Raw genomic sequence first — 16,671 nt, 5'->3', positions numbered from 1 at the left:
GTTGAATAATTGCATCCACCTATTTTTATAATATGATACGAGAAGCTGTTACAGAATATTTAAGGCAACAAGGCATTCAAGTAATGTCTGAATCAGAAAAGTTTGGCTGGAACTTTAAATGCGTGTTATTTGACATGGATGGAGTTCTTTATGACAGTATGCCCAACCATGCAATTGCATGGCAGGAAAGCATGGCTAAATTCGGTATCAACATGACCGCAGCTGATGCCTATGCTACAGAAGGAGCAAGAGGTATTGACACCATCAAGAAGTATATGCGTGACCAACTGGGAAAGGATATTACTCTTGGCGAGGCACAAACTATTTATGACGAGAAAACTAGAATATTCCACGACATGCCTACAGCTCCTATCTTTGACGGAGTAACCGACATTATGGAAAAAATCATTCAATCAGGGATGTCGGTCAACGTAGTTACGGGAAGCGGTCAGCGCCCTTTGATAGAAAGACTTCTTCATGATTTCGGGAGATATCTTGATGAAGATCACATCACAACAGCTTATAATGTAAAGAGAGGCAAGCCATATCCTGATCCTTATCTTATTGGATTAAGAAAGGTTGGAGACCTTAAACCTTCACAGGGAATCGTTGTTGAGAATGCCCCACTAGGTGTTAGGTCAGGAGTATCAGCTGGTATTTTCACTGTAGCAATCAACAGTGGTCCATTACCCGATTCTGTCTTAAAAAAGGAAGGCGCAAACATACTATATCACAAGATGACGGAACTATCCGATGAATGGAACAATATATTCTAATTATTGCACAATCAAAATAGGTGTGCGCATTTTTTAGCAAAACTATTTTAATATAGTTTAAAATCAAAGTTGGTTTTACGATATTTACGTTTCTCTTACATACATTTGTCACGGGAAAAATATAAAAAACACAATGACGGCTGAAGATTACTACAAACTTGGCAATTCTTATCGCAAGAAAGGAGACTTCAAACATGCTATTGATTCTTACATGGAAGCAATAGCTTTAGATCCAAACAGTCCTGCTGTTGAAGCTAAGAGAATGCTTGAAAGTATATTTGCTTACTATTGCAAGGATATGTATAATCCTTAAATCTGGTCATTTTCAAAAACAATTATAATGGGAAAAATATTAGGTGCTGTTGTTATTAACGAAGACAGATGCAAGGGTTGCGCACTTTGCGTAGACGCTTGTCCTAAAGACGTTTTAGCATTAGCAGGAAGAAAAGTCAACGTTCACGGTTATCCTTACGTTGAAGCAATTAAAGCCGACGACTGCATCGGATGTGCTTCATGTGGAATTGTATGCCCTGATGGCTGCATTACCGTTTATCGTAAAAAAAAGGACTAAAAGAAAAATCTACCTATGGAGAAAAAAGAAGTAACACTTATGAAGGGTAATGAAGCTGTAGCACACGCAATGATTCGCTGTGGAGCTGATGCTTTCTTTGGTTATCCAATAACACCTCAAAGTGAAATTATAGAGACATTGGCTCTCTTGAAACCTTGGGAGACAACTGGTATGGTTGTTCTTCAAGCAGAAAGTGAAGTTGCATCTATTAATATGGTATATGGTGGTGGTGGCGCTGGAAAGCGTGTTATAACCACAAGTTCAAGCCCTGGTGTGGCTTTGATGCAGGAAGGTATATCTTACATGGCTGGTGCCGAGATTCCTGGAGTTATCGTAAACGTTCAGCGTGGAGGTCCTGGACTTGGAACTATACAGCCAAGTCAGAGTGATTACATGCAGGCAACACGCGGAGGCGGAAACGGTGACTATAATGTCATTGTATTGGCTCCTGCTTCTGTTCAGGAAATGGCTGACTTTGTTGACTTATCTTTCGAACTGGCATTCAAATACCGTAATCCGGTTATGATTCTCAGCGATGGTGTTATCGGTCAGATGATGGAGAAAGTTGTTCTTCCTCCTATCAAGCCTCGTCGTACAGAAGAACAGATTGCAAAGGAATGTCCTTGGGCTACTATCGGCAGACCAAGCTCACGCGAGCCTAATATTATGACGTCGCTTGAACTCAAACCAGAGGTTATGGAGGAGATAAATATTCACCTTCAGGAGAAATACCAACTTGCAAAGGATACTGAAACAAGATGCGAGATAACAGACTGTGACGATGCTGACTATGTAATCGTTGCATTCGGAAGCGCAGCACGTATTACAGAGAAGAGTATGGAGATTGCACGCAAGCGTGGAATCAAAGTAGGACTCTTCCGTCCTATCACACTATGGCCTTTCCCTGAAAAGGAACTTAGAAAGACTGTTGCTGGCAAGAAAGGTATCCTTGTTGCTGAAATAAATGCAGGACAGATGATTGAAGACGTGAAGTTGGCTATAGGAAACTCTCTGCCAACAGCACACTTTGGACGTCTCGGAGGTATCGTTCCTGATCCTGAAGAAATTGTTAACGCTCTGAAAACAAAACTCATAGACAATGAATAACGACATCATATCACCTGAAAATCTGGTTTACAAGAAACCAGAACTTATGAACGATACGGCAATGCACTACTGTGCCGGTTGCTCTCACGGTGTAGTGCATAAATTGGTAGCTGAGGTAATAGAAGAAATGGGCATGCAGAATAAGACTATCGGCGTTAGTCCGGTAGGTTGTGCAGTGTTTGCCTATCGCTATCTTGATATTGACTGGCAGGAAGCTCCTCACGGTCGTGCACCAGCTGTTGCAACAGGTATCAAGCGCTTGTGGCCAGATCGTCTGGTATTTACATATCAGGGTGACGGTGACCTTGCTTGTATCGGAACTTGCGAGACTATACACGCCCTAAACCGTGGCGAGAATATACCTATCATATTCATCAACAATGCCATTTATGGTATGACTGGAGGACAGATGGCTCCTACTACTCTTATCGGACAGAAGACAGCAACATGTCCTTATGGTCGTGAACCAGAACTTCATGGATACCCACTTAACATGACAGAACTAGCTAGTCACCTTACAGGTACATGCTTTGTTACTCGCCAGAGTGTTGAGAATGTAGCATCTATACGCAAGGCTAAGGCTGCCATACGCAAAGCTTTTGATGCATCAATGAAGGGACTAGGTTCAAGTCTTGTTGAAATCGTATCAACTTGCAACAGTGGTTGGAAACTTTCACCAAAGCAAGCTAACGACTGGATGGAAGAACACATGTTCAAGGAGTATCCGAAGGGAGACCTTAAAGATACAACTAATCTTTAGTTAACGGTAAAATCCAAAAGAAATGAAAAAAGAAATTATCATATCAGGTTTTGGAGGTCAGGGTGTTCTCTCTATGGGAAAGATTCTTGCCTACTCAGGACTGCTTGAAGATAAAGAGGTGACATGGATGCCTGCCTATGGTCCAGAGCAACGTGGCGGTACAGCTAACGTGACTGTCATCATAAGCGACGAGCGCATTTCATCACCTATATTAAGTAAATTCGATATAGCAATTGTACTCAATCAACCGTCAATGGATAAGTTTTTATCAAAGGTAAAGCCTGGAGGCATATTGATTTACGACGGTTTCGGTATTATAAACCCTCCTGCACGAAAGGATATCACTGTATATCGTATTGATGCAATGGACAAGGCTGCCGAGATGAAGAATGCGAAAGTTTTCAATATGATCGTTTTAGGAGGCTTACTAAAAGTTTGCAAGATTGTAAGTACCGATGGTCTTAACAAGGCACTCTATAAGACTCTTCCTGAAAGACATCACAAACTTATACCGCTTAACATGCAAGCTGTAGAAGAAGGAATGAATCTCATTGAAGAAGTGAAATAATATACGGCGATTTAACGCCATATAATAAAAAATACCGCCCGCAAGTGTTTAATCCTTGCGGGCGGTTATTGTTATTAGCACGTTTATCTTTACTTACGATGCTGACTGATATCAACTAAGATATGCTTTCAGCATGTCATTAGTCGTATTCTTACCTAGTCTCCTCACAGCCTTATCTCTTATCTGGCGTACACGTTCACGCTTCAATCCCAGGTTTACACCTATTTCAGCAAAAGTTATACTGTCCTGACCTATTCCATAGAAAGCCTGAACAACACGACGTTCTCTGTCATTAAGCACATCCATTGACTGAAGGAGTTCTGCCTTTATTGATTCGTCAAGCGCTAACTTGTCTGGGCGTGGAGCATCTGGATCAGACAGCACACTCAACAAGCTCAAATTCTTACCATTCTGCAATGGAGCATCTACAGAAAAGGCATGACTATTTTCCTTCTCTTCTCGATTACGCTCATCCTTCGGAAGGTTGTATATACCACTTTGTTCATTTATTGCATGAACAATGGCATCACGAATAAAAGGCTCAGCATAACCAACAAAACGGCTACCACGGCTACCGTCAAAGCTTTGCGCAGCCTTCATCATACCAATATTCCCCTCGCTGATAAGATCGGTTATTGCAACACCATTATCGGTATACAGTTTAGCGATAGAAACGACAAAGCGGAGATTTGACGTAACAAGTTTTTCAACAGCTCGTTCACCGACACGTCCTCCATTCTGTATCTTTTCGGCAAGTTGCTTTTCCTCGTCATCAGACAAAAGCAATTCCTTTCCTATTTCATCCAGATATCTATTCAGAGATCCATTTTCGCGCTCTGACAAAGGTTTTCCTGTTTTAATTTTCCTCATAATAAATAAAATTTTATTTGTTATTTCGCATCCAAAAATTCAGCGACATCATTCATTATATTTTTAAACTGCGGTGACATGGCGTAACCCATATTCTTCTTAAGCATTGCTGTTATGTCTCCAACACTATTTTTATAGCTTGAAATCTCAGTCTGATACTGCATGCTGTGAACTGACTGCTCTCCTATCTCCTGCTCACGCTCACGATATAATCGACCACATACTTTATCCATAATCGGTACGACTACATGATCAAACAGATGATGCCCCTGTATATATAAATACGTATTAGAAGGCTCCACTCCCAACCTGCTTAAATCATCCTTTATTGCAAGATAACTATCGTGGGCATCAGGGTTCTTCTTTTTAAAGCCATCAACAGCACGTGACACTTTCTTGTAAAGTTTGTCAAGAGAATATTCCGGGCTATCAATTCTTACATCGCCTAGTTCAATGATATTATCAAATTCGGTAATCGTAAACTCTGCATAATGATCGCTACGATAATACCATATATTCCACACGAACAGTGGATATATAATTTCAGAATATCTTGCCATGAACTCATTGAAGTCAAAGATACTATGATCGTTTAGCACCACTGCTACTGCCACATTATGCAACGAAGGCGCATAGCATTGAAGATTTTCTATTGCATAAGCATACGTATGAAAGATATAACTATTTGTCAAAAGTGTTCGTGAAGCAGGCGAAGCACCTTGTATGAGATAGTCGTAATCAGCATCTACACAAGCAATCATATCATGTCCAACACCATCCATAATATTGGCGATAGCTGCCTTCTTGCCACGTTCCAAACGATTCATACGTGTAGGAAGCATCACTTCAAAATAACGACTATCATCTTCATAGTTGCCAAGTATGGTGCGCCAAAAGAACACATCGTCATAGCTCTCTACATAAGCTATAATCTTTCGACGTGCTTTCTTTGAGCCCAATCTGTTGGCAGCCTCGAAATATCTTGATGTTATATTTTCGTTTAATCTTTTAGACATCTACATCCCCCCGACTTCAAACATCAGTTAATAACTTTAGGTATAAACACACTAAAAAGTAATATCGGTTACTTCGGTGACATGCTCCATCCAACCGTTCATTATAACTGCCGGACTATGTGTTGTCATTATCAACTGTAAATTTGGATTCAATTTAAGCACAAGTTCAATAAGCTGTTTCTGCCACTCAAAGTGCAGACTCACTTCTGGTTCATCCATGAACAGCACATACGGTTTCTGATCTTCCACCAATACAGTGAGCAGAATTGCAAGAATCTGTTTCTCACCACTTGATAGCTGATAAGGAACAAGGGTCTCGCCAATCTGTGAAAAACGTATCTCATTTTCAGTACGGACAATCTTCTTTCCAGTTTCTTTGAATAGATCATCTATCATATCCTGAAACAGTTTCTTTGACTCCGATATATTCTGAGCCTGTAAAGCTGCATCAGAATCACCACTTTGCAATGCGTTAATAATTCTGTTGCCAATGTTTACCTGATAATCCAAATACTTACGCTGAAGCTGAAATAATTGCCAGTCAAGTTCTGTAGCCAGACTTAAATCCAGCTTCGATATCGTGTCTGAATTCATCAGTGGGCGATCAAAAGAGCGTATAGCATCAAACCGTATCCACTTTGCATCTTCAGGCTTAACTTTCAAATGTACACCTTTAAGCAAGTGACTTGGAAACTCGCCACCTTGGGCAAGACTTTTCACAACCTTATTAAGAATGGTACTTTTCCCGACACCGTTAATACCACTAAGGATGTTAACTCTACGGTCCAAATTCCACACAATGTGTTTTGTTCCGCTCCAAAGAGATTCTATCTCTATCTGCTCTATATAATCAGCATATTTCATATTAATAGAATTATATACCGCAAATATAGCAAATAAAAATCACAGACCGTCCCAAATAGTGTGATTTTTTTTATAATTTTGCACACTAATAAAACTATTATAATGGGTAACAACAAAAAAATTCCACTTCAAGCGCATCTCAGCATGTTCACCGCTGAGTTTTTCTGGGGACTTATGGCTCCGCTTGGAAAGGATGCAATGACACATGGTATTGACGGCATAGATATGGTTTCATTCAGAGTAATGGGTGGGGCTATACTATTTTGGATTACATCTATATTCGTTAAGAAGGAAACCGTACCAACAAAGGACAAGCTATTACTTGCTGGTGCTGCAATATTCGGACTGGTATGCAATCAATGTCTTTACACAATAGGATTGAGCATTACGTCACCCATAAATTCAAGTATTGTAACAACATCAATGCCTATATTTGCAATGGTGCTATCTTTCCTTATATTAAAGGAACCAATAACACTTCAAAAAGCACTTGGAGTATTCATTGGTTGCTGCGGAGCGATAATACTGATCATTACAAGTGCTGCAGCTGTAAGTTCAAAGGTTGGCGACATACGTGGCGACCTGATGTGTCTTGGCGCTCAATTGTCTTTTGCACTTTATCTTGCACTATTCAATAATCTTATAAAAAGATATTCTGTATTTACAGTTAACAAGTGGATGTTTCTTTGGGCTACGCTGATGATATGGCCATTCACAGGATGGCACGTCATAGACCTCAATTGGGCTATTGTTCCAACGAAGACATGGTGGGAAGCAGGATACGTTGTGATATTCGGAACATATATGGGTTACATATTAACGATGGTAGGACAGCATTCTCTTCGCCCAACAGTTGTTAGTATATATAATTATGTGCAACCTATCGTATCGGTCACAGTAAGTATTTTAACAGGCATTGGTGTATTCACATTCATGCAAGGAGTAGCCATTATTTTGGTATTTTCGGGTGTATGGTTAGTGATAAAAAGCAAGTCGAAACGCGATTTGGAGGCAAAGAAATAGCCAAATACCACAAATGTGGTATTCTAAATGCCCAGAATGTGTGATTTCACGATATCATTATTTGCCGTACCTTTGCAACATGATTTAGAATATAAATATAAAAAGAAAGGGTTTAAATATGAGTAATGAAAAGAAACTACACTTCGAGACACTTCAACTTCATGTAGGACAGGAAAACGCTGATCCAACAACAGATTCACGTGCTGTACCTATTTATCAGACTACAAGTTATGTTTTCCACAATTCACAACATGCTTCAGACAGATTTGGACTTCGTGATGCTGGAAACATTTATGGAAGACTGACTAACTCAACACAAGGTGTTTTTGAAGACAGAGTTGCAGCCCTTGAAGGCGGTGTTGCCGGACTAGCTGTAGCATCAGGCGCAGCAGCGGTTACTTATGCTCTGCAAAACGTTGCTCAGAATGGTGACCACATATTAGCAGCAAACAACCTTTATGGCGGAACTACCAACCTACTAGAACATACACTTACTACTCAAGGCATAGAAGTTTCATTCGTAGACCCTTCTGATTTTAATGAGGTTGAAGCTGGTTTTCGTCCAAATACGAAGGCTGTTATCATAGAGACTTTCGGTAATCCTAATGCCAGTGTAACTGACATTGACAAGATTTCAGAGATTGCTCACAAGCACAACACAATTGTAATTGTAGACAACACTTTCGGTACTCCATATCTTATCAGACCTATTGAGCACGGAGCAGACATTGTTGTTCACTCTGCAACAAAATTTATTGGCGGTCACGGTTCGTCATTAGGTGGAGTAATCGTTGACGGCGGTAAGTTTAACTGGAAAGCAAACGCTGATAAGTACCCTACTCTAGCAAAACCAGATCCTTCATATCATGGAGCTATTTTCGCAGACGTTGCGGGGGCAGCAGCTTTCGTAACAAGAATACGTGCGGTGATATTACGTGATACTGGTGCAACAATAAGCCCATTCAATGCATGGATATTAATTCAAGGACTTGAAACTTTAAGTCTACGTGTGGAGAGACACGCATACAATACAAAGAAGATCGTTGAATATCTTGCAAAGAATCCAAAGGTAGCAAAAGTAAACCACCCTTCATTACCAGAGCATCCCGACCATGCTTTATATGAGAAATTGTTCCCAAATGGAGGCGGCAGTATATTTACGTTTGATATAAAAGGTGGACAGGACGAGGCTTGGGCTTTCATAGACCACTTGAAGATATTCTCATTGCTTGCAAATGTTGCAGACGTAAAGAGTCTGGTTATACATCCAGCAACAACAACTCATTCACAGCTTAGTCCTAAGGAACTTGAAGAGCAGCACATCTACCCTTCTACAATAAGATTGAGCATTGGAACAGAGAATGTCATAGACCTTATCGACGCACTTGACGAAGCATTTCAATACGTAAAATAAAGAAATAATTTAAAACATTATATTATGGCAAAGATTGCAAAACAAATAACCGACCTTATTGGAAACACTCCATTGGTCGAGCTAAATAGATATTCTAAATTCCGTGGAGTTGAAACTCCTATCATTGCAAAAGTTGAATTCTTCAATCCAGGCGGTAGCGTAAAAGACCGTATTGGACTTGCAATGATTGAAGCAGCTGAAAAAGACGGCAAACTTAAACCAGGAGCAACAATTATTGAACCAACAAGTGGTAACACTGGTGTAGGTCTTGCTCTTGTATCAGCAATAAAGGGATATAAACTTATCCTAACAATGCCTGAAACTATGAGCGTTGAACGCCGTAACCTTGTTAAGGCTTATGGTGCAGAAGTAAGACTTACAAGTGGTAAAGACGGCATGCCAGGAGCTATTAAGGCAGCAGAAGAACTGCGTGATGCAACTCCTGGAAGTGTAATTCTTGAACAATTTGAAAATCCGGCCAACCCTAAAAAGCACTATGATACAACAGGTCAGGAAATATGGAATGATACCGATGGAAAAGTAGATATCTTTATTGCCGGTGTTGGAACTGGTGGAACGATATCTGGTATAGGAAAGGCTTTGAAGGAAAAGAATCCTAATGTTAAGATTATAGCTGTAGAGCCATTATCATCTCCTGTTCTTCACGGTGGTGCTAGCGGTCCTCACAAGATTCAGGGTATTGGAGCTGGCTTCATTCCAAAAACTTATAACTCAGACTTTATCGATGAAGTCTTTGACGTTGAAAATGACGATGCTATATTGGCTGGTCGCCAGTTAGCACAGCAGGAAGGACTTTTGGTTGGAATATCTTCAGGTGCAGCAGCTTTTGCAGCAACAGAGATTGCAAAGCGTCCTGAAAATAAAGGCAAAACTATTGTAACATTGCTGCCTGATACAGGTGAGCGCTATCTGTCTACGGTATTATATGCCTTTGACGAATATCCACTATAAATTTCAGCCGAAGTCATTTTAAAGTTTTTGCAATATAGATGAATGATTGATAGACGGGGCTTTACTTGCTTGGCAGGTAAAGTCCCGTTGACTGTTGTATGCCTATTCCATAACTATAATATTTATTATAACGGAAGGCATAATTTGGATTTATGTAATCAATTAAACAAGGAATAAAGGTAAATGAAACTTTATATCACAAAACAGTGACGTTTTGTAAGCAAAACAAGCGCTAAAATACGATTAAGTGTAAAAGCAAGTTAAATAATATCGTTTTTCAATATATTTTTCTCATTTTATTTGCATCGAATTGATATTTGTCATATATTTGCATTATCGAAAAACGATAATATAAACATGTTATTCAATAATTAATATCAACTAAACAATAAATATAATATGAAACGCAAGTTTAATATATATTGCATACTGCTCCTTCTAGCAATTGCCTTTGGGTTCTGTCTCAACATATATCATAATGCAGACGACATCGCTTTAGGATTTAAAGACGCTAACCATTCAGTTGAAGCACAAGAAAGTTTTGATGAAGGGAAAACCAATATGAAGCAAATAAGCTACATAAATCTTAAAGCAAAAAACGACAATAAATTTCTTACGGCTGTTAAAAACAATGTTACAGGACAAATGGACTCAATACAGGTTGGTCGTGTAAGAATTGCAACATCAGCTGGCAACAACGGTCACACTTTATTATCTCTTATTATCGAAACCTTTACTGTGCCACTGTACTTATGCTGTGCAATTGGTTTTTGGGTAATATTTATTAAGATCATCCTTGCAGTCAACAAAGGTAAAGCTTTTGATAAAAAGACCGACTGGAAGATAAAATTGATGGGAATATTCTCAATCGGATTATATCTTGCAGAATGGGGCTTAACATGTGTAAATTATTTGGAAAGCAGTAAAATGTATAAAATTTCAGGTTATGATATTTCTTTCAATCACTATCCTAGTTGCTATCTTCTTTATCTTGGCATTGGCATGCTGATTATTTCTCAGCTTCTCACCATTGGACGCAAGATAAAGGAAGAGCAAGAATTGACAATATAATTAGGAGGATATTTATATATGTCAATAATAATAAATGTAGACGTAATGATGGCTAAGCGCAAAATTTCGAGCGGTGAACTGGCTGAAAAGGTTGGTATCACTCCTGCTAACCTGTCAATATTGAAGACAGGAAAAGCTAAAGCAATTCGATTTTCAACGCTCGAAGCTATATGCAACGCACTTGATTGCCAACCGGGAGATATCCTGGAATACAAAGATGATTAAACAGTAAAATCTTAAATAGAGAATTTAATGATGAAATCAAAATTAATTTTAGCCGCTATGTTGATATGTTCAACTGCGGCATCAGCTCAAGGTCTGAAGTCGGGAATCGACAAAAACAACATGGACCTGAATGTAAAACCTGGTGATGACTTCTATGAGTACTCAGTTGGTAACTGGTTGAAGACTCATCCTCTCGATGCACAACATCCAATGAACGGTTCGTTTGTTGATCTTGAGGAACAAAACAATGATCGTATTCGCGAACTTGTAGAGGGTTATGCCAACACTCCACAGAAACAAGGAACTCTTGGGCAGAAAATAGGAAGTCTATATCGCATGTATATGGATACCGTGAAATTAGACCGCGAAGGTATCACTCCTATCAAACCTATATTAAAGAGAATTGCCGAAATTAAGAACCGTAAGGAATATGCAAAAGCAGTGGCTGACTTGTCTGCTATTGGCTACAACACAACAATGTATGGTTTTGGATTAGGCACTGACGCAAAGAACTCTGACAAATATCTTATTTCTATCAATCAGGGCGGTCTCGGTCTTGATCCAGAATACTACACTCAACCAAACCAGCAGCAGAAAGCTGTAGTAGTAGCATACAAGAGTCTGATTAAAGACCTTCTTAAAATGGTCGGCAATAATGATGCCGTAGCCGAAAAGAAGATGCAAGCTATATTCGCTATTCAGAATCAGATTGCCAAAGTTAGCTATGACCAGATAAAATCTCGTGATCCTCAAGCTAACTATCACAAGATGAGTTGGGGAAAATTACTGAAGGATTATCCTGGAATAGACTGGAACTATTTGGCTAAATCAAGCTTCTTCCCTGCTATTGACAGTGTAACTGTAGGTCAACCAGAGCCAATACACGAAGTTGAGAATATTTTGGCAAAGACTCCATTGGAAGACTTGAAGGCTTACATGGAATATAATGTTGTAAGCAGTGCTTCTGGTACGCTTTCAAAGAAGTTCTTCGACCGCAAATTTGAATTTAACAAAACACTTTACGGTGTAAAGGAACAACAACCTCGTTGGAAATATGCACTAAGTTTCGTACAGAACCTTCTCGGAGAGGCTGTAGGTAAACTATATGTAAAGAAATACTTCCCTGAAAGCAGCAAACAACTTGCGATAGAACTTGTCAAAGACTTGCAGAACGCTTTGGCAGAACGCATTCAGGAAAACACTTGGATGACAGATGTCACAAAGAAGCAGGCTATAGAAAAGCTGAGAGCTTTCCGTATCAGAATAGGTTATCCTGACAAATGGCAGAATAATGATTCAGCTGTTGTAGTTGATGAAAGCAAGAGCCTTCGTGAAAATCTTGAAAACCTTAATGTTGTATTACAGAAATATGAAGTAAAGAAACGTTTCGGAAAACCAGTTGACAAAGAAGAATGGTTCTGTACTCCACAGACTGTAAACGCTTTTTACAGTCCAGAAACAAACAGTATCAATTTCCCAGCAGCTATTCTTCAGGCACCATTCTTTGATCCTGAGGCAGACGCAGCAGCCAACTTTGGTGGTATCGGAAGTGTAATCGGACATGAGATGAGTCATGGATTTGATGATCAAGGATGTCAGTTTGACAAAAACGGAAACCTTAACAACTGGTGGACAGCTGAAGATAAGGCAAACTATGACAAGCGTACGAAAGTACTTGCCGACTGGTTCAGTACTCAGGAAGTTATTCCTGGACTTAAAGTCAACGGAGAAAAGACTCTTGGTGAGAATATCGGTGACAACGGTGGTATAAACGTTGCATTCAGAGCTTTCCAGAATGCTATTAAGAAGAATCCTTTGGAAAACAAAGACGGCTTCACTCCTGAACAACGCTTCTTCCTTGCTTACGGTCGTGTTTGGGCAAGCAACATTGCACCACAGTTTGTAGCTTACATAGTAAACTCAGACACTCACTCTCCTAACATAGCTCGTGTGAATGGTGCACTCCCTATGATTGACGCATGGTATGATACATTTGGCATTAAGCAAGGTGACAAGTTGTATGTTCCTATTGAGAAACGTGCACATATCTGGTAAAAACCTCTCTCTTAGAATATTTTTTTAAATGGCTGGCATTTGACTTCTGTCACAATGTCAGCCATTTGTCATTGTATAGTCGTTGGCACATGGTTTGTTATTTAAAGAGTGTCTCTGGAAAATCCGCAGACATCAAAATAAAAGAATCAAAATAAAAAATATACAACAATGGGAAAGATTATTGGAATCGACTTAGGAACAACTAACAGTTGTGTTTCTGTATTTGAAGGAAACGAACCGGTAGTAATCGCAAACAGTGAAGGTAAGCGTACAACACCTTCAGTAATTGGTTTTGTTAAGGATGGTGAGCGCAAGGTAGGTGATCCTGCAAAGCGTCAAGCTATCACAAACCCACAGAATACGGTATATTCTATCAAGCGTTTCATGGGTGAGACTTACGACCAGAGCCGTAAGGAAGCTGAAAATATGCCTTACACTGTAATAAATGAAAATGGTTACCCACGTATTGAAATCGAGGGTCGCAGATATACTCCACAGGAGATTTCAGCTATGGTTCTTCAGAAGATGAAGAAGACTGCTGAGGATTATCTTGGTCAGGAGGTTACAGACGCAGTTATCACTGTTCCTGCATACTTCTCTGATTCACAGCGTCAGGCTACAAAGGAGGCTGGTCAGATTGCAGGTCTTAACGTTCAGCGTATCGTTAACGAGCCTACAGCAGCTGCTCTTGCTTATGGTGTAGACAAGGCAAACAAAGATATGAAGATCGCTGTATTCGACCTTGGTGGTGGTACATTCGATATTTCTATTCTTGAATTTGGTGGCGGTGTATTCGAAGTACTTTCTACAAATGGTGATACTCACCTTGGTGGTGATGACTTCGACCAGGTAATCATCAAGTGGCTTGCTGACGGTTTCATGGCTGATGAAGGCATCGACCTGAAGAAAGACCCAATGGCAATGCAGCGTCTTAAAGAAGCTGCTGAGAAAGCAAAGATTGAACTTTCAAGTTCTACATCTACAGAAATCAACTTGCCATATATCTCTGCAGAGGGCGGTGTTCCAAAGCACCTTGTAAAGACTCTTACACGTTCACAGTTTGAACAGCTTGCACACGATCTTATTCAGGCTTGTCTTGTACCTTGCCAGAGCGCAGTACGTGATGCAAAACTTTCAACATCAGATATTGACGAGGTTATCCTAGTAGGTGGTAGTTCTCGTATCCCAGCCGTACAGACATTGGTTAAGAACTATTTCGGCAAGGATCCATCAAAGGGTGTAAACCCAGATGAGGTTGTTGCAGTAGGTGCTGCCATTCAGGGAGCTATTCTTAATAAGGAAAACGGAGTTGGTGATATCGTATTGCTAGACGTTACTCCTCTTACATTAGGTATCGAGACTATGGGTGGTGTAATGACAAAACTTATTGAGTCAAATACAACTATTCCTTGCAAGAAGAGCGAAACATTCTCTACAGCAGTCGACAACCAGACAGCAGTAACTATCCACGTACTTCAGGGAGAGCGCCCTATGGCATCTCAGAACAAGAGTATCGGTCAGTTCAACCTTGAAGGTATTGCTCCAGCACGTCGTGGTGTTCCACAGATTGAGGTAACATTCGACATCGATGCTAACGGTATCCTTAACGTAAGTGCAAAGGATAAGGCTACAGGCAAGGAACAGAAGATTCGTATTGAGGCTTCAAGTGGTTTGAGTCAGGAAGAAATCGATCGCATGAAGGCAGAAGCTGAGCAGAACGCTGCATCAGATAAGGCTGAGCGTGAGAAGATTGACAAGATGAATCAGGCTGATTCAATGATTTTCACTACAGAGAATTTCTTGAAGGAAAACGCTGACAAGATTCCTGCTGATAAGAAACCAGCTATCGAGACAGCTCTTCAGCAGTTGAAAGATGCTCAAAAGAGTGGCGATGTTGCAGCTATCGACGCAGCAACAGCAACTCTAAACACAGCAGTTCAGGAAGTAAGTGCTCAGATGTATCAGGGTGGCGCTCAACCAGGTGCAGGTGCACAACCAGGAGCAGATGCTCAGGCTGGACAGCAGGCACAAGGTGGTGCTCAGGCTGGTGAAGACATCCAGGATGCAGACTTTGAGGAAGTGAAGTAATTGTTGATTATCAACAACAAGATATAATAACAAGATAGGGTGTAACTCAAGCAGTTACACCCTATTTTCGTTTAACTAATATTAGTATGTTAGAACTTTAATGATCTAGAATAATTGTCAAATGTAATACGATGGCAATTATTATTGTTCATTAAAGTAAACAGGACTATTACAAAAATCAAAATGATGCCGTTAGATACGGCTAATTTGTCTTATTACTGTTAAACTTATGTAAGAATAAAACAAATAATTTGTTTTATTAAATAATTTTCATTATTTCGCAATAAAAAATGAATAACATGAAACACATAATCACTATCATTGCAGTATTACTACTGAGTGCAAACTCTTTTGCACAAAATTCTTCACTAGAAAAAGACCAAGCTAGACTTGACTCACTACTTAAGCCATTAACCGACCAACGTAAATCTCTAATTTCAGCACTCAATAAGACGAATAACCCAGATTCAATAGAAAAAATGATCAATTTGTGTTGTAAAAAAAGGGAGGAAACGAAATTTAAGTTTGCAAGAGAGAATCCTAATTCCGAACTTTCCCCAGGGCTACTATCTTCAACCATTTTAAATGACGTAATGACAGGATATTTACCATTAGACACACTTAAAGCTTATTATAATAAATTGACCAACAATGCACGTGGTTGTGAAAATGGCATGTCGCTTGGTTCATGCATCAATATGATTGAAAATGTTTCAAAAGGAAAGATGGCACCAATCTTTTCTACTATTGATTATAATAATAAAACATTTAACCTTTCTGACTTGCGGGGGCATTATGTAATTCTTGATTTTTGGGCAAGTTGGTGTATTTTCTGTCGCAGAAATATTCCTAAATTAAAAGAACTTTACGCTAAATATAAAGAATGCGAAAATGGTCTTAAATTGGTATTTGTATCAGTTGACGACAAACATGATGAATGGTCAAAGGCAATTGCTGAAGACGGAATAAAAGATAACATCAATGTTCTTGATATAATGTCATTCAAGGATAAAACAGGGAAGGAATATGCCAAGGATTTCATACGTCGATTGTATTATGTGCAACCGATTCCAACATCGTTTTTAATAGATCCAAACGGAGTAATAGTTGGTCGCATGACTTATAATGAAATAGAAAAGGCACTAAAAAACATATATACACCAAGTAAAACACCAAGTGTAAAATGATATTATTTATATGACTACCATATGCTTTACATCATGCTACAGGTGCATCAAGTCGTTTACTCGACTTCTGTTTTAGGAGTATATAAGACGCCTTATTCGCATCT

General features: G+C 39.5%; 17 protein-coding genes. 14 read left to right on the top strand and 3 right to left on the bottom strand.

What is annotated here, in order from left to right; all coding sequences use genetic code 11:
• Window positions 1–32: 32 nt before the first annotated feature.
• The 6 genes from B045_RS0112180 to B045_RS0112155 all read left to right on the top strand — a co-directional run bounded on the left by B045_RS0112180 (window position 33) and on the right by B045_RS0112155 (window position 3,782).
• Window positions 33–776 carry an HAD family hydrolase gene (locus tag B045_RS0112180; RefSeq protein WP_018464538.1) on the top strand — a complete coding sequence of 248 codons (744 nt, stop codon included), beginning with the start codon at window positions 33–35 and terminating at the stop codon, window positions 774–776.
• A gap of 133 nt (window positions 777–909) precedes the next feature.
• Window positions 910–1,089 (top strand): tetratricopeptide repeat protein, encoded by a 180-nt coding sequence (locus B045_RS0112175; RefSeq protein WP_018464537.1) that lies wholly within the window; start codon window positions 910–912, stop codon window positions 1,087–1,089.
• A 27-nt stretch (window positions 1,090–1,116) separates the two neighbouring features.
• Entirely contained in the window at window positions 1,117–1,347 is a 231-nt protein-coding gene (locus tag B045_RS0112170; protein ID WP_018464536.1) for a 4Fe-4S dicluster domain-containing protein, read from the top strand.
• A 15-nt stretch (window positions 1,348–1,362) separates the two neighbouring features.
• Window positions 1,363–2,454 (top strand): 3-methyl-2-oxobutanoate dehydrogenase subunit VorB, encoded by a 1,092-nt coding sequence (locus tag B045_RS0112165; protein WP_018464535.1) that lies wholly within the window; start codon window positions 1,363–1,365, stop codon window positions 2,452–2,454.
• Window positions 2,447–3,214, top strand: a complete 768-nt coding sequence (locus tag B045_RS0112160; protein WP_018464534.1) for a thiamine pyrophosphate-dependent enzyme — start codon at window positions 2,447–2,449, stop codon at window positions 3,212–3,214. Before B045_RS0112165 ends, B045_RS0112160 begins: the two co-directional genes overlap by 8 nt.
• Window positions 3,215–3,236: 22 nt before the next feature.
• Complete coding sequence (locus B045_RS0112155) at window positions 3,237–3,782, top strand: 2-oxoacid:acceptor oxidoreductase family protein (protein ID WP_018464533.1); 546 nt, start codon at window positions 3,237–3,239, stop codon at window positions 3,780–3,782.
• A 111-nt stretch (window positions 3,783–3,893) separates the two neighbouring features.
• Here the strand turns inward: B045_RS0112155 and B045_RS0112150 are convergent, their stop codons facing one another.
• The 3 genes from B045_RS0112150 to B045_RS0112140 are packed head-to-tail and all read right to left on the bottom strand — an operon-like array spanning window position 3,894 to window position 6,532.
• Window positions 3,894–4,652 (bottom strand): sigma-70 family RNA polymerase sigma factor, encoded by a 759-nt coding sequence (locus B045_RS0112150; RefSeq protein WP_018464532.1) that lies wholly within the window; start codon window positions 4,650–4,652, stop codon window positions 3,894–3,896.
• Window positions 4,653–4,672: 20 nt separating this feature from the next.
• A complete protein-coding gene (locus B045_RS0112145) occupies window positions 4,673–5,668 on the bottom strand; it encodes a DUF4435 domain-containing protein (protein ID WP_018464531.1) in 996 nt (331 codons plus the stop codon).
• 51 nt (window positions 5,669–5,719) lie between these two features.
• Window positions 5,720–6,532 carry an AAA family ATPase gene (locus B045_RS0112140; RefSeq protein WP_018464530.1) on the bottom strand — a complete coding sequence of 271 codons (813 nt, stop codon included), beginning with the start codon at window positions 6,530–6,532 and terminating at the stop codon, window positions 5,720–5,722.
• Window positions 6,533–6,634: 102 nt separating this feature from the next.
• Between B045_RS0112140 and B045_RS0112135 the strand changes: the two genes are divergently transcribed.
• The 8 genes from B045_RS0112135 to B045_RS0112100 all read left to right on the top strand — a co-directional run bounded on the left by B045_RS0112135 (window position 6,635) and on the right by B045_RS0112100 (window position 16,567).
• On the top strand, window positions 6,635–7,555 hold the full coding sequence (locus tag B045_RS0112135) for a DMT family transporter (protein WP_018464529.1): 921 nt from the start codon (window positions 6,635–6,637) through the stop codon (window positions 7,553–7,555).
• Between the two features lie 118 nt (window positions 7,556–7,673).
• Complete coding sequence (locus B045_RS0112130; protein WP_018464528.1) at window positions 7,674–8,969, top strand: O-acetylhomoserine aminocarboxypropyltransferase/cysteine synthase family protein; 1,296 nt, start codon at window positions 7,674–7,676, stop codon at window positions 8,967–8,969.
• Window positions 8,970–8,993: 24 nt separating this feature from the next.
• A complete protein-coding gene (gene cysK / locus B045_RS0112125; protein WP_018464527.1) occupies window positions 8,994–9,941 on the top strand; it encodes a cysteine synthase A in 948 nt (315 codons plus the stop codon).
• Window positions 9,942–10,340: 399 nt separating this feature from the next.
• Entirely contained in the window at window positions 10,341–11,012 is a 672-nt protein-coding gene (locus B045_RS0112120; RefSeq protein ID WP_018464526.1) for a DUF2975 domain-containing protein, read from the top strand.
• 18 nt (window positions 11,013–11,030) lie between these two features.
• Window positions 11,031–11,237 (top strand): helix-turn-helix domain-containing protein, encoded by a 207-nt coding sequence (locus B045_RS0112115; protein WP_018464525.1) that lies wholly within the window; start codon window positions 11,031–11,033, stop codon window positions 11,235–11,237.
• A 30-nt stretch (window positions 11,238–11,267) separates the two neighbouring features.
• A complete protein-coding gene (locus B045_RS0112110; protein WP_025883645.1) occupies window positions 11,268–13,292 on the top strand; it encodes a M13 family metallopeptidase in 2,025 nt (674 codons plus the stop codon).
• Between the two features lie 168 nt (window positions 13,293–13,460).
• A complete protein-coding gene (gene dnaK, locus B045_RS0112105) occupies window positions 13,461–15,380 on the top strand; it encodes a molecular chaperone DnaK (RefSeq protein ID WP_018464523.1) in 1,920 nt (639 codons plus the stop codon).
• Between the two features lie 299 nt (window positions 15,381–15,679).
• Window positions 15,680–16,567: a TlpA family protein disulfide reductase gene (locus B045_RS0112100; RefSeq protein WP_162163160.1), complete on the top strand. Its 888-nt coding sequence runs from the start codon at window positions 15,680–15,682 to the stop codon at window positions 16,565–16,567.
• Window positions 16,568–16,671: the final 104 nt, after the last annotated feature.

The organism is Segatella paludivivens DSM 17968 = JCM 13650 (assembly GCF_000373185.1).
GTDB lineage: Bacteria > Bacteroidota > Bacteroidia > Bacteroidales > Bacteroidaceae > Prevotella > Prevotella paludivivens.
This window is presented reverse-complemented; position numbering and strand designations above follow the sequence as displayed.

Excerpts from the sequence above, each read along its gene's own strand:
- B045_RS0112130 (WP_018464528.1), top strand. The coding sequence starts at position 7,674 with ATGAGTAATGAAAAGAAACTACACTTCGAGACACTTCAACTTCATGTA.
- dnaK (WP_018464523.1), top strand. The coding sequence starts at position 13,461 with ATGGGAAAGATTATTGGAATCGACTTAGGAACAACTAACAGTTGTGTT.
- B045_RS0112115 (WP_018464525.1), top strand. The coding sequence starts at position 11,031 with ATGTCAATAATAATAAATGTAGACGTAATGATGGCTAAGCGCAAAATT.
- B045_RS0112170 (WP_018464536.1), top strand. The coding sequence starts at position 1,117 with ATGGGAAAAATATTAGGTGCTGTTGTTATTAACGAAGACAGATGCAAG.
- B045_RS0112140 (WP_018464530.1), bottom strand. The coding sequence starts at position 6,532 with ATGAAATATGCTGATTATATAGAGCAGATAGAGATAGAATCTCTTTGG.
- B045_RS0112110 (WP_025883645.1), top strand. The coding sequence starts at position 11,268 with ATGAAATCAAAATTAATTTTAGCCGCTATGTTGATATGTTCAACTGCG.
- B045_RS0112150 (WP_018464532.1), bottom strand. The coding sequence starts at position 4,652 with ATGAGGAAAATTAAAACAGGAAAACCTTTGTCAGAGCGCGAAAATGGA.
- B045_RS0112145 (WP_018464531.1), bottom strand. The coding sequence starts at position 5,668 with ATGTCTAAAAGATTAAACGAAAATATAACATCAAGATATTTCGAGGCT.
- B045_RS0112100 (WP_162163160.1), top strand. The coding sequence starts at position 15,680 with ATGAAACACATAATCACTATCATTGCAGTATTACTACTGAGTGCAAAC.
- B045_RS0112155 (WP_018464533.1), top strand. The coding sequence starts at position 3,237 with ATGAAAAAAGAAATTATCATATCAGGTTTTGGAGGTCAGGGTGTTCTC.
- B045_RS0112120 (WP_018464526.1), top strand. The coding sequence starts at position 10,341 with ATGAAACGCAAGTTTAATATATATTGCATACTGCTCCTTCTAGCAATT.
- B045_RS0112165 (WP_018464535.1), top strand. The coding sequence starts at position 1,363 with ATGGAGAAAAAAGAAGTAACACTTATGAAGGGTAATGAAGCTGTAGCA.
- B045_RS0112180 (WP_018464538.1), top strand. The coding sequence starts at position 33 with ATGATACGAGAAGCTGTTACAGAATATTTAAGGCAACAAGGCATTCAA.
- B045_RS0112160 (WP_018464534.1), top strand. The coding sequence starts at position 2,447 with ATGAATAACGACATCATATCACCTGAAAATCTGGTTTACAAGAAACCA.
- cysK (WP_018464527.1), top strand. The coding sequence starts at position 8,994 with ATGGCAAAGATTGCAAAACAAATAACCGACCTTATTGGAAACACTCCA.
- B045_RS0112175 (WP_018464537.1), top strand. The coding sequence starts at position 910 with ATGACGGCTGAAGATTACTACAAACTTGGCAATTCTTATCGCAAGAAA.
- B045_RS0112135 (WP_018464529.1), top strand. The coding sequence starts at position 6,635 with ATGGGTAACAACAAAAAAATTCCACTTCAAGCGCATCTCAGCATGTTC.